Genomic DNA, 12,290 nt, shown 5'->3' with positions numbered 1-12,290 from the left:
GTCGTGTCCAGCACAAGCATTCGGCGTTCTAGGGGGGCTGGTGGCGATGGGGGCGTTGCTCTTCAACGTGACCACTGCGGCACTGATGGTTCTGATGCTCAACGGAGGTCTGGCCCTCGTCGGGCAGGACACCGTGGGCCGGCGCCGGATCCCCTGGGCCGCGGTCACCCTGACCGCGGTCGCGCTCGCCGGAGTCGTGACACAGCTCTGCTGGTCGGGAGCGATGGACGCCTTCGACAGCGACCCGAGCAAGCCGGGCTGGTGGCGGGTGGTCACCTCGGTCTTCATGCAGAACGGCGGGTTCCTCGGCGGGGCGTGGAACATCGCCACCCTCGCCGTCATCGCCGCCCTCGCGGAGTGGTTCTGGGGCGGGCCCCTGATGGTGGGCCTGTTCGCCGCGGGCATCCTGCTGCCGGAGCACATCGACGCGCTCTTCGGTCAGAGCGGTGGCAGCACCGACCCCCGGAACTTCGCGGGGAGTTCGGGAGCGACGTACTTCCTCGCCGCGACCCTGGCCGCCGCCCTCCTGCTGCGCGGCCGTGAGAGCAAGGACGTGCTCCTCGCGGTCGCCGCACCCGCGCTCGGCCTGGCCATGTGGCTCGCCCAGTCCAACGGGCACGGCACGGTCACGGTGTACGGCTTCGTCCTCGGCCTCCTGGTCCGGGCCCTGGGCGGCCGCCTGATCCACCCCGACCGCGACCTCCGGCAGCCTCCGCGGACGACCATGGCCGCACTGGCCCGGTTCGTCGGCAGGCGGCCGCAGCAGGCCGACTAGTCACGGACCCTGCCACATCACTTGACCACCACTGGGGGAAAGCCGCATGTCCGAGAACGCGCACCGAGAAGCACCGAAGCCCTTCGACACCGCCCACTGGCAGGCCCGGCTCGACGAGCTCCTGGCCGCCCACCACGTCCCCGGCGCCGTCCTGGCCGTGCTCGCCGACGGGGAGATCCACGAGCTGGCGAGCGGCATCCTGCACACCCGCACCGGCGTCGAGGTGACCACGGACTCGGTCTTCCAGATCGGCTCGATCAGCAAGGGCTACACGGCCGCGCTCGCCGTGCTGCTCGCCGACGCCGGAAAGCTGGACCTGGACGCGCCCGTCGTGGACGTCCTGCCGGACTTCGCCGTCGCCGACGCGGAGGCGTCCCGCACGATCACGCCGCGCCAGCTGCTCAACCACACCAGCGGCATCGAGGGCGACTACGTCAACGACACCGGCCGCGGCGACGACTGCCTGGCCCGTTACGTCGAAGCCGCACGGAACGTCGGCATGACCAACCCGCCCGGCGCCACCATGTCGTACTCCGGCACCGCCTACAACGTCCTCGGCCGGATCGCCGAGGTGATCACCGGCAAGACCTGGGACGAGGCGCTCAAGGAACTGCTCTTCACCCCGCTCGGCCTCGGTCACACGATGACCCTTCCCGAGGAAGTGCTGCGCTTCCGCGCGGCGATGGGGCACATGGGCGACCCCGGCGAGGACCCGGCCCCCACCCCGCTGTGGAACATGCTGCCCCGCTCCGCCGGCCCCTACGGCGGGATCAGCGCCACCGCCGCCGACGTGGTGCGGTTCGCCCGGCTGTTCATCGACGGCGGCACGGCACCGGACGGGACCCGGGTGCTCTCGCCCGCCGCCGTGGAGGCCATGCTGAACCGCGAGGTCGCGATGCCCGACGAGTGGTTCCTCGGCGCCCACTGGGGCCTGGGCTGGGGCCTGTTCGAGTGGGACGGCGCGCGCGGATTCGGCCACGACGGCAGCACGTTCGGACAGCTCGCCTACCTGCGCGCCATCCCCGAGAAGGGCCTCGCCATCGCCCTCCTGACCAACGGCGGCGGCGCCGCGCCCAAGGTCTACGAGACGCTCTGCCGCGAACTGACCGCCGCGCTCGCCGGGATCTCCATGCCGGCGTTCGGGCCGCCCGAGGAGCCTCCGGCGGTGGACACGGCCCCGTTCACCGGCACGTACAAGCGCGAGGGCTTCCTCATGACCATCACCGACCGCCCCTCCGGCGAAGGCGTCCTCCAGCTGAGGTACGAGGGCGCCGACGGTCTGGCGGGCACCTTCGACCCCCTCGTCTGGAATCTGACGCCGGTCTCCGACACCCCGGCGAGAACGGTCTTCGCCGGACGCCGCAACGAGAAGGACGGCTGGATCCCGGTGGTCTTCTACGCGCTGGCCGACGGCAGCCGCTACGTCCACTTCGGCGTGCGCGCCACGGCGAAGGCCACGGCCTGACGGCGGCCGCGGCCCGGGCCGTTTCAGTGCATGCATGATGGACGACATCTCCGCTAGCGTGCATGCTCTGAGCAGCCGGGGAGCCTGGGCGTCACTGCGCCCTCTCGGGTTCCTGGTCGAAGGAGGTCGTGCACCGATGGACACCGTTGAGACTGCCCTGGAGAAGGCATTGGCGATCAGCGGAGCCACCGGGGTCGCGATAGTCGATTTCCGCCAACGCAGGGTCCTGGGCTGGCTCGACCGCGGCAGCGGGCTGGACATGGACAAGGTCGCCTACGGGGACAGCGACGTCATGCGTGCCAAGCTGTACACGCTTGAACTGCTCGGCTATCCCCCGGACAGCGTGGAAGACATCCTGATCACGCTGGACAGGGAACTGCACATGATCCGGCCCCTGCCGCGGCTGCGCGAAGGCGGCATCTTCATCTACCTCGTCCTGGAGCGTGACCAGACCCTTTCCCTGGACGAGATCCGCCGGCAGCTGCGCTCCCTGGAGCCCCTTTTGACGCTGTAGGCCACTGAAAGCCGCAACAGGCACCGTGCCCCCGTGCAGTGGGGCCGGTTCAGAGGGCGCTGCGCCCCACGGCGGCGCATGCCGCCTTATCGGGACTGCTCGTGCCGGGTGACTGCGGCGATCAGGTCGTGGAATGCGTGGTTGCCGGAGTCGGTCCCGGGGCCCTCGCCACCTTCGAAGACGGCAGCCTCGGCACTGCGGGGGAACATGGCCTGCTCGTATGCGGTGAGCGCGGCCTCGATGTCGTCGGGGTGCGCGGCGAGGGCCTTGCCGAGTTCGGCGCCGTCGAGCATGGCCAGGTTGGCGCCTTCGCCGTTCGGGGCCGAGAGGTGGGCGGCGTCGCCGAGCAGGGTCACCCCCGGCACCCGGTCCCAGCGGTGCCCGGTCGGCAGGGCGTAGAGGGGGCGCAGGACCGGCGCTACGTCGCTCTCGGTGATCAGGGCGGTGAGCTCCGGCGCCCAGCCGTCGAACTCCTGCGCGATCTGCGCGGTGGCCGCGGCGGCATCGGCGAAATCGATGGCGGCGAACCAGTCCTGCGGCTCGGACAGCACCATGTAGGCGTGCAGGGTGTCGCCCTTTTCCCGGTGCGCGAAGATCTCCCTGCCCGGCGTGGGCGCGATCAGCGACCCGCCGCCGACCGCCTTTGCGGCGGCCGGGTGCCGGGTGCCGGCGTCGAACAGGTAGGTTTCGACGACCGACTTGCCGGTGTACTCGGGTGTGACGGTGGAGAGCAGCGGCCGGACCCGTGACCACGCGCCGTCCGCGCCGACCAGCAGGCTGGTGACGACGGTGCCGCCGTCGGCGAACGTCACCTCGTGGCGGCCCTCGCCGAGGGCACGGGCGCCGGTGACCTTGCGCCCCCACTGGACGGTGCCGGACGGGAGCGAGTCGAGCAGGATCTGTCGCAGGTCGCCGCGTTGCACCTCGGGGCGTCCGCCCGTGCCGTCGTCGGCTTTGTCGAACAGGACGGTCCCGTCCGGGCCGAGGACCCGCATGGCCTGACGGCCCTCCAGGATGAGGCCGCGGAATTCGTCCATCAAGTCGGCGGCTGCGAGAGCGAGTTGTCCGTTGTAGTCGTGGATGTCGAGCATCCCGCCCTGCGAACGCGCAGCCGGGGAGGCCTCCGCCTCGTACACCGTGGACGGTATTCCGTGGACGTGCAGGACGCGGGCGAGCGTGAGGCCGCCGAGCCCGGCGCCGATGATCGTGACGTCAGTGGTCATGGGGGTTCCTTCTTGATTTGCCGGTGCCGTTAACGGCCTGGTGCCAGTCGGCTCCAATGTCCAGGTGGCCGCCGACAGGTCATCGACAGCCCGCCGACAGGTCACCGACCACCGCCGACCGCCCCGACAACCACGCTGACCGCGGGCACGCGGCGTTGTCAGTGCCTCTTGGCACACTGGCGGGAATGATGCACCGCTAGGTACCGCTATGCGCCGCTACGCCCCGAGAGGTCTCATGCTCACCACCGTCGCCGTCGAGAACTACCGCTCCCTGCGCCGCCTGATCGTCCCCCTGGGACGGCTGAACGTGATCACCGGAGCCAACGCCACCGGGAAGTCCAGCCTCTACCGGGCCCTGCGGCTGCTGGCCGACTCGGCGCGGGGCGGTGCGGTCGCGGCGCTGGCGCGGGAGGGCGGGCTGGCGTCCACGCTGTGGGCGGGGGAGCGGAAGGGCCCGGGCCGCTCCCCGGCGGCGAGCCTGCGGCTCGGCTTCGCGGGGGACGAGTTCGGTTACGCGGTCGACTTCGGGCACCCGATACCGACGTCGGGGAGCGGCGGCGAGCCGTCCATGTTCAACCAGGACCCCGAGATCAAGCGGGAGTGCACCTGGGCCGGGCCCGTGCTGCGCCCCGCCGCCCTGCTGTCGGACCGCTCCGGCCCCGCCGTCCGCACCCGCACCGCGCAAGGCACGTGGCACAGCTCGGTGAACGCCGTCCGCCCCTACGACAGCATGCTCGGCGAGCTCGCCGACCCGGAGCTCGCCCCCGACCTGCTGCGGCTGCGCGACCACATGCGGTCCTGGCGGTTCTACGACCACGTGCGGACCGACGCGCACGCGCCCGCCCGCAGCGCGCAGATCGGCACCCGCACCCCGGTCCTCGGCCACGACGGCGCCGACGTGGCGGCCGCGCTGCAGACGATCCGCGAGATCGGCGACCGCGAGGCGCTGGACGCCGCCGTGGACGCGGCGTTCCCCGGCAGCAGGGTGGAGATCGTCAGCGAGGGCGGCCGGTTCGAGCTGATGCTGCACCAGCGCGGGCTGCTGCGCCCGCTCGGCGCGGCCGAGCTCTCCGACGGCACCCTGCGCTATCTGCTGTGGACGGCGGCGCTGCTCACCCCGCGCCCGCCCGCGCTGCTCGTCCTCAACGAGCCGGAGTCCAGCCTGCACCCGGACCTGCTGGGCCCGCTGGCCGATCTGATCCTGACGGCCGCGCGGGACACCCAGATCGTGGTGGTGACGCACGCCCCCGGCCTGGCGGAGGCCCTCGGCCGCGGCGCGGCCCGCCACCGCATCGACGTCAACTCCATCGCCCTGGTCAAGGACGCCACCGGGCAGACGGACGTCGGCGGCCGCGAGAGCATGCTGGACGAACCCCTCTGGCACTGGCCCAAGCGCTGACGGGCCCGCCCGCTGGCCGTGCTGCCCGCGTCACCCGTGCTGCCCGTACGGGCTAGGCGTCGGCGACGCGGTCGCGGTCGGTCCTTCCCACCAAGGCGAGCGCCTGCATGAAGAGCATGCCCCCGACGGGCATCAGGTCGAGGCTGACGCCCATGACGACGATGCCGAGCAGGATCGCGGCCAGTGTCCAGCCGGTGACGGGGCCCCGGCGGGAGACGAGCGCCGCGACGAGGGCGACCAGGCCCGCGTAGAAGAGGAGGGGCCCGGCGGAGTAGACGACGAGGTGGACGGCGGCGTGCGACTGGACCTGCTCGAAGAGGTCGCTCATCTCCGGGCCGTCCGCGGCCCGGAAGCCCACGACGAGGTCGATGGCCGCCTGCGCGAGGGAGGCGGCGAGGCCCGCGAGCGCGACGACGCTGCTCACGGCGGCCACGCGGCGCCGCACCGGGGATCCGGCCGGGGCGAGGCGGCGCAGTCCGAGGAAGACCGGCCCGAACAGGGCCAGGCCGCAGAAGAGGGCCAGGTGGTCGGCCGTCCAGCCCGGGCCGGGCACACCGGAGTCGGACAGCAGCCGGATGATTCCGTAGCAGGCGATGAGCGCCGGGCCGGCGATGAGGCAGAAGCGGGACAGCGGGGTGAGCGCGGGCGCTCCCGGCGCGAGGTGGGTCATGGTCCGATCCTGGGCCGCCGGGCAGCGGGGATCATCGGTGATCACCCTGACGGCACCCTGAGGCGACCCCTGGGGGCGGGGGGCTGCCCCGACGCTCCGTCAGGCCTCCGTCAGGAACCGTTCCAGGCCCTCCACCACCAGCGCGTGGTCCTCCGCCTGGCGCAGGCCCGAGACGGCGACCGCGCCGACCACGCCCGTGCTCCGCACGCGCAGCGGGAACGCGCCGCCGTGGGCCGCGTAGCGGTCCGGGTCCAGCCGGGAGGACTCCTCGAACGTGCGGCCCTTGGCCCGGAAGCGGGCGCCGACCAGGAACGACGACTCCCCGTACCGCTCCACCACGCGGCACTTGCGCGCGATCCACGCGTCGTTGTCCGCGGACGTGCCGGGGAGCGCGTAATGGAAGAGCCGCTGCGCGCCGCGGCGGATGCCGATCGTGACCGCCGCGTCCCGCTCCCGGGCCAAGCCGACGAGCAGGCCGCCCAGCCGCCAGGCGTCGTCGTTGCCGAAGCGGTCCAGGATCAGCCGGCGCTCGTCCTCTTCCAGGGCCGCGACCTCTTCCAGGGCCGCAACGTCTTCCGGCGCCGCCGCGCCGGAGCTCACCGGGGCTCCCCGATCCGCACCGTGCGCCCCTCGTCCGCCGACACCTTCGCCGCCTCCAGCACCTGCAGCGCGGCCACCGCTTCCCGCGCCGTCACCGGCGGTTCGGCGCCCGTGCGCAGGGACGTCTCGATCGCCGCGTAGTAGGCGGGGTAGTCGCCCGGGAGCGTCGGTACGGGGTCGCCGCCGCCCGTCTGGGGGGACTCGCCGGCGCCGAGGCGGCCCCAGAGGGACTCGGGCTCGACGCCCCAGCCGGACCGGTCGGCGCCGGGGCGCAGGCCCTCGCGGAGGGCGGCCTCCTGCGGGTCCAGGCCGTACTTCACGTAGCCCGCCGCGCTGCCCAGCACCCGGAAGCGGGGGCCGAGCTGGGCCGTGGTGGCGCTGACCCACAGGTGGGAGCGGACGCCGTTGGCGTGCGTGACGGCGATGAACGTGTCGTCGTCGGCCTCCGCGCCCGGGCGGCGCACGTCCGCTTCGGCGTAGACGGCCGCGGCGGGGCCGAAGAGGGCGAGGGCCTGGTCCACGACGTGGCTGCCCAGGTCGTAGAGGAGGCCGCCGATCTCCGCCGGGTCGCCGGACTCGCGCCAGCCGCCCTTCGGCTGCGGCCGCCAGCGCTCGAAGCGGGACTCGAAGCGCAGGACGCTGCCGAGCGCGCCGTCGGCGAGGAGCTGCCGCACGGTGCGGAAGTCGTTGTCCCAGCGGCGGTTCTGGAAGGGGCTCAGCAGCAGGCCGCGCTCCTCCGCGAGGCCGGCCAGCGCCTCCGCCTCGGCGGCCGTCGCGGCGAGCGGCTTGTCGACGACGACGGGGACGCCCGCTTCGAGGGCGGCGTAGGCCAGCGGCACGTGGGTCCGGTTGGGGGAGGCGATGACGATCAGGTCGAGCTCTCCGGCGCGCTCGAAGAGCGCGTCACTGGTCGCGACCGTCCGCACCCCGGGGTGCTCGGCCGCGGCCTGCCGCTGCCGGTCGGGGTCGCCGGTGACGACGGTGTCGAGGACGAGGCCGTCCGTGGCGGCGATGAGCGGGGCGTGGAAGACGGAGCCCGCCAGCCCGTAGCCGATCAGGCCCACCCGGAAGCCGTCGCGCCGGGCGGTCCCACTGGTTCCGCCGGTCCCGTTGCCGCTGTTCATGCCGTCCACGCCCTCCATGCCGTTCATGCAGTGCCCTCCACTTTGGCAACGCTGTTGCGAAACCGCAAGCGGCAGCGAGAATGGAGCCGTGAACCGCACGTCGCCCGCCGCCACCTCCGCCCCCGCTCCCGCCCCCGGCGCCAACCTCACCGCCCTCCGCGACCACAACACCGCCCTCGTCCTCGGCCTGCTGCGCGACGCCGGGCCGGACGGCGCGAGCCGGGCCGAGCTGGCCGCCCGCACGGGCCTCACCCCGCAGGCCGTCAGCAAGATCACCGCACGGCTGCGGGCCGCCGGCCTGGCCGCGGAGGCGGGCCGGCGGGCGTCCACGGGCGGCAAGCCGCCCACCGTCCTGCGCCTCGTCCCGGACGCCGCGCACGCCGTCGGCGTGCACCTCGACCGCGACGCCCTGACGGTCACGCTCGTCGACCTCTCCGGCGCCGAGACCGCGACCCGCACGTCCCCCCTCGACCTCGGGGCGGGCGCGGAGACGGTCCTGGACGCGGTGACGGCGGAGGTCGCGCGGGTGCGCGCCGCGGCGGGCGGCACCCTCCTCGGCGCGGGCGTCGCCCTCCCCGGGCCCCTCGACCACCGCACCGGCGTCCTGCACCGCGTCACCGGCTTCCCCCAGTGGGACGGCTTCCCGCTGCGCGACGCCCTCGCCGGGCGGCTCGGCCTGCCCGTCGTCGTCGACAAGGACACCAACGCCGCCGCCCTCGGCCTCGTGCTCCGCGGCTGCGCCGGCCCGGCCGGCTCCTTCGCGTACCTCCACCTCGGCACCGGCCTGGGCGCCGGCCTCGTGCTGGGCGGCGCGGTGCACCGGGGCGCGCGGACCGGCGCCGGCGAGTTCGGCCACCAGGTCCTCCGGCTGGACGGCCCGCCGTGCCCCTGCGGCAACCGCGGCTGCATCGAGGTGCTGTGCCTGGACGCCGTCGCCCGCGGCGACGTCGCGGAGACGGCTCGCCTGCTGGGCACCGGCGCCGCCAACCTCGTACGCCTCCTGGACATCGACCTCGTGCTGCTCGGCGGCGGCACGCTCCTGCGGGACGCCGCCGCCTACGAGAGCGGCGTGCGGGACGTGCTCGGCGGCACGGGCGACGCCGTGCCGGTGGCCGTCACCCCGGCCGGGCACCGCACCGTCGTCGAAGGGGCCGCGGAGCTCGTCCTGGCGTCGCTGTTCGGCCGCGAGGGCCGGGCCCGCCTCACGCACCCGTCCCCAGGAACCTCTCGACCCTGACCGACGCGACCCGCACGGCGAACGACTCGTCCAGCTCCGAGGCGTCGTCGCCCTCCTCGAACCGCATGCTCGTCCCCGTCCCGCCCGGCCCGGTGTACAGCGTGACCACCCACCGCGGCCGCGGCCCCTTGCCCGGCCGGCCGCGCCGCGAGGGCACCAGCACCGACCGCACGGGGCCGCCCCGCTCGTACGAGCCCGGGCCCAGCTCCTCCCACCGGCCGCGGAAGTGCGGCGCCGAGAAGAACGCGGGCAGGTCCTTGCCGGGGTAGTGCCCCAGGAAGGGCTCCAGCAGGTCCCCGATCAGGGGCAGGCCGGCCAGGCCCTTGAGAGGGTTCCTCCGGTACGTCTCGGCGTCGTCCCCGCTCCGCGGGCCCTGCGCCCCGCTCCCGCCGCGCTCCTCCGCCACCGCTACTCCGCCACCTCCGTGCGGCCCGCCCACTCGTAGACCGGCAGCCGGCCCCCGGGCGTGTCCCACTGCCGTGAGGTGGGCCGGAAATGTTCGTAACCGCCCCGGAAGGGCACCTTCACTTCCTCGCCCGGCGCCGGGGCCGCGACGACGTGCTCCGGGAGGCCCTCCGGCCCGCCCTGGAGGAAGCACTTCTCAGCATCAGCAGTGGCCATGCCCCGATCCTGACCGAGCGGCGCCCCGCCGGCACGGCCAGGCGCACCGGCTCCACTCGGATGACACGAAAATAGGCTCATCGGGCGGTATGTGACGGCTGGTCGGGGTACGCGACCGCGCCGGGCCGGGACCCGCGGGCGGGCGGTGGGAGGTTCGAGGCAGCAACCGGACCCCACCGACCCCCACCGCAAAGGTCCCGCGATGCCCAAGCCCCGTGCGCTCGTCCTCGGCGCCACCGCGCTCGCGATCTTCTCGACGGCGGCCCCCGCCCCCGCGCACCAGGCGGCCGGCCCGGAGCCCGTCCGCCCCCGCTGCGCCGCCCCCGGCACCCCCGACTTCCCCATCGCCGCGGAGCTGAGCGGCGGCCCCGAGACGTACGAGCGCGGAGCCGGGCCCCGCACCTGGCGGCTGGAGCTGCGCAACCGGTCCGCCGCCGAGTGCCGCGCCGTGCACCCCGTCGCCGTCCTCGCCGACCGCGGCCGCGCGCTGCGGCCCGGCGACATCCGGCTCGACTTCTACGACGCCGGGGCCGGCCGCTGGCGTCCCGTCCGCTTCGAACGGACCGACGAGGCCGAGAACGTCGGCGTCTTCGACGGCACGGCCCCGGACGCCGGCCGCGCGGACCGCGCCGCCGCACGACCCGCGGCCGCCCCCGCCTTCGGCGGCTTCTCCGTGCCCGCGCACGGCAGCGTCCCCGTACGCGTCCGCCTGGCCTTCGCCGCGGGCGCCCCGGAAGGGCCCGTGACCGCCAACGTCACCGCCGTGCAGCGGCGCGGCGACGACGGCGAGTGGGTGGGGGAGTCCAACGACTACGCGTTCGGCATCGGCACGACCCCGGACCGCACGAGCGCCCCCGCCAAGCGCGGCGCCGATGACGGCGAACAGCCCCTGCTCGCCGACACGGGCTCCCAGCGCCCCCTCCTCGCCATCGCGGCGGCGGCCGGCGCGCTGCTCCTCGCGGGGGCGTCCCTGATCGTGGGAGCCCGGCGCTCGGGCCGCTGAGGCGACGACCTGATGCGGCGGAGCACCCGGCACCGGCGGACGGCCGGGCCCGGAGGCCGCCCGTCCTGTGGGCCGGGGGGCTCTCGGGGACTGTTTACGCTGGAGGGACAGGCCGCGGCACGATGAGGTGCGACCCGGCAGTCCCCGAGCCCGGTGAAGCGGGCGCGTACGGCAGGAGTCCCGTATGGCAGAGCGCAAGCCGATCGAGTCCTGGCTGACCGACATGGACGGCGTCCTGATGCACGAGGGCATTCCCGTGCCCGGTGCGGACGCCTTCATCAAGCGGCTCAGAGAATCCGGCAAGCCCTTCCTCGTCCTGACCAACAACTCCATCTACACCCCGCGCGACCTGCACGCCCGCCTCGCCCGCATCGGGCTGGACGTGCCGGTCCAGAACATCTGGACGTCCGCGCTGGCCACCGCCCAGTTCCTGGACGACCAGCGGCCCGGCGGCACCGCGTACGTCATCGGCGAGGCCGGTCTGACCACCGCGCTGCACGACATCGGCTACGTCCTCACCGACGCCGAGCCCGACTACGTCGTCCTGGGCGAGACCCGCACCTACTCCTTCGAAGCGCTCACCAAGGCCATCCGGCTCATCAACGCCGGTGCGCGCTTCATCGCGACCAACCCCGACGAGACCGGCCCGTCCGCCGAGGGCGCCCTGCCCGCCACCGGCTCCGTGGCCGCCCTGATCACCAAGGCGACCGGCCGCGAGCCGTACTTCGTCGGCAAGCCCAACCCCCTGATGATGCGGGCCGGGCTCAACGCCATCGGAGCCCACTCCGAGGGCAGCGCCATGATCGGCGACCGGATGGACACCGACATCCTCGCCGGCCTGGAGGCGGGCATGCAGACCTTCCTCGTCCTGACCGGGCTGACCCGGCCCGAGGACATCGACCGCCACCCGTTCCGGCCCTCCCGCGTCGCCGACTCGATCGCGGACCTGGTCGACCTCGTCTGACGCCGGGTCGGATCGCCGGGTCGGATCGCCGGGCCCGGCCGCACCGCCCGGCCGCACCGCCCGGCCGTCCGGTGCGGGCCTGATCTGAACGGGCCCCGTCCGGCACCGAACGGAGCAACCCGCCCACGGAGCGGATGCGCCCGCGGGGAGCGGCAGGTGAGTCTCTGACTGTCAGGAGGTTCACCATGGACTCTGTCCGTCTTGCCCTGTGCGGTGCTCTCGCGGCCGTCGCCGTCTGCGCGCCCCTCGCGCACGCCAACGACGAGCCCGCCACCATGTCCGGAACGATCGAACTCACTCCCGTCAGCGCCCACCCCGGCGGGCAGGTGCAGCTGCGCGTCGCCGGCTGCTCGGGCGACCGGGCCACCGCCGCCTCCGAGGCGTTCGTCGCCGACGCCCGGCTCACCAGGGACTCGGCCGGCCTGTTCGCCGCGGCGGCCGTCCGCTCGTCCGTGGACCCCGGCGTCTATCCCGTACGGGTCGCCTGCGACGGCGAGGACGCGGTGGCCGAGGGCAAGCTGACCGTCGTCCCGCACGGCAAGCCCCTGCCGTCCACGCACGCCGACGACGCGGCGCCACCGCCCTCCCCGTCGCCGCAGCGCGACCGGGAGCGCGCGATGGACAGCAGGCCCGCCGTCCACCCGCAGCCGCCCCGGGCGCCGCACGAGCCGCCGGCCCCCGTGGCGCCCGTCCCC

Annotated in this window: 13 protein-coding genes and 1 pseudogene; 8 read left to right on the top strand and 6 right to left on the bottom strand. The window is 74.3% G+C overall.

Annotated features, from left to right (window positions below; genetic code table 11):
- The first annotated feature begins 67 nt into the window (after window positions 1-67).
- From B7P34_RS24160 to B7P34_RS24150, 3 genes are all read left to right on the top strand, one after another.
- Window positions 68-775, top strand: coding sequence for a hypothetical protein (locus B7P34_RS24160; protein ID WP_223268170.1), 708 nt, complete (start codon window positions 68-70; stop codon window positions 773-775).
- Window positions 776-821: 46 nt separating this feature from the next.
- Window positions 822-2,240 carry a serine hydrolase domain-containing protein gene (locus tag B7P34_RS24155; RefSeq protein ID WP_106679720.1) on the top strand — a complete coding sequence of 473 codons (1,419 nt, stop codon included), beginning with the start codon at window positions 822-824 and terminating at the stop codon, window positions 2,238-2,240.
- 136 nt (window positions 2,241-2,376) lie between these two features.
- Window positions 2,377-2,754, top strand: coding sequence for a hypothetical protein (locus B7P34_RS24150; RefSeq protein ID WP_189383011.1), 378 nt, complete (start codon window positions 2,377-2,379; stop codon window positions 2,752-2,754).
- 86 nt (window positions 2,755-2,840) lie between these two features.
- Here B7P34_RS24150 and B7P34_RS24145 read toward each other — a convergent pair whose 3' ends face one another.
- Window positions 2,841-3,977, bottom strand: a complete 1,137-nt coding sequence (locus B7P34_RS24145) for an FAD-dependent oxidoreductase (protein WP_106679718.1) — start codon at window positions 3,975-3,977, stop codon at window positions 2,841-2,843.
- 235 nt (window positions 3,978-4,212) lie between these two features.
- Here B7P34_RS24145 and B7P34_RS24140 point away from each other — a divergent pair, with 235 nt between their 5' ends.
- Entirely contained in the window at window positions 4,213-5,376 is a 1,164-nt protein-coding gene (locus B7P34_RS24140) for an AAA family ATPase (protein WP_106679759.1), read from the top strand.
- Between the two features lie 52 nt (window positions 5,377-5,428).
- Here B7P34_RS24140 and B7P34_RS24135 read toward each other — a convergent pair whose 3' ends face one another.
- The 3 genes from B7P34_RS24135 to B7P34_RS24125 all read right to left on the bottom strand — a co-directional run bounded on the left by B7P34_RS24135 (window position 5,429) and on the right by B7P34_RS24125 (window position 7,797).
- A complete protein-coding gene (locus tag B7P34_RS24135; protein WP_106679716.1) occupies window positions 5,429-6,046 on the bottom strand; it encodes a hypothetical protein in 618 nt (205 codons plus the stop codon).
- A 99-nt stretch (window positions 6,047-6,145) separates the two neighbouring features.
- On the bottom strand, window positions 6,146-6,646 hold the full coding sequence (locus B7P34_RS24130) for a heme-degrading domain-containing protein (RefSeq protein WP_223268169.1): 501 nt from the start codon (window positions 6,644-6,646) through the stop codon (window positions 6,146-6,148).
- A complete protein-coding gene (locus B7P34_RS24125; RefSeq protein ID WP_223268168.1) occupies window positions 6,643-7,797 on the bottom strand; it encodes a Gfo/Idh/MocA family protein in 1,155 nt (384 codons plus the stop codon). Before B7P34_RS24125 ends, B7P34_RS24130 begins: the two co-directional genes overlap by 4 nt.
- 61 nt (window positions 7,798-7,858) lie before the next feature.
- Here B7P34_RS24125 and B7P34_RS24120 point away from each other — a divergent pair, with 61 nt between their 5' ends.
- Window positions 7,859-9,007 (top strand): ROK family protein, encoded by a 1,149-nt coding sequence (locus B7P34_RS24120; RefSeq protein WP_223268167.1) that lies wholly within the window; start codon window positions 7,859-7,861, stop codon window positions 9,005-9,007.
- On the opposite strand, the gene B7P34_RS24115 is transcribed toward B7P34_RS24120, so the two are convergent.
- Window positions 8,973-9,413, bottom strand: a complete 441-nt coding sequence (locus B7P34_RS24115; protein WP_106679712.1) for a hypothetical protein — start codon at window positions 9,411-9,413, stop codon at window positions 8,973-8,975. The genes B7P34_RS24120 and B7P34_RS24115 overlap by 35 nt on opposite strands.
- A gap of 2 nt (window positions 9,414-9,415) precedes the next feature.
- A complete protein-coding gene (locus B7P34_RS24110; protein WP_106679710.1) occupies window positions 9,416-9,628 on the bottom strand; it encodes a DUF5988 family protein in 213 nt (70 codons plus the stop codon).
- Between the two features lie 202 nt (window positions 9,629-9,830).
- Here B7P34_RS24110 and B7P34_RS24105 point away from each other — a divergent pair, with 202 nt between their 5' ends.
- From B7P34_RS24105 to B7P34_RS24095, 3 genes and pseudogenes are all read left to right on the top strand, one after another.
- A complete protein-coding gene (locus tag B7P34_RS24105) occupies window positions 9,831-10,631 on the top strand; it encodes a hypothetical protein (RefSeq protein ID WP_106679708.1) in 801 nt (266 codons plus the stop codon).
- Window positions 10,632-10,815: 184 nt separating this feature from the next.
- On the top strand, window positions 10,816-11,595 hold the full coding sequence (locus B7P34_RS24100; RefSeq protein ID WP_106679706.1) for an HAD-IIA family hydrolase: 780 nt from the start codon (window positions 10,816-10,818) through the stop codon (window positions 11,593-11,595).
- A 185-nt stretch (window positions 11,596-11,780) separates the two neighbouring features.
- Window positions 11,781-12,290: pseudogene (locus B7P34_RS24095) on the top strand (hypothetical protein); the annotation flags it as partial.

Source organism: Streptosporangium nondiastaticum (assembly GCF_003011965.1).
GTDB classification, from domain to species: domain Bacteria; phylum Actinomycetota; class Actinomycetes; order Streptomycetales; family Streptomycetaceae; genus Streptomyces; species Streptomyces nondiastaticus.
The sequence above is the reverse complement of the archived record's forward strand: the minus strand, read 5'-3'. Positions and strand labels throughout refer to the sequence as shown.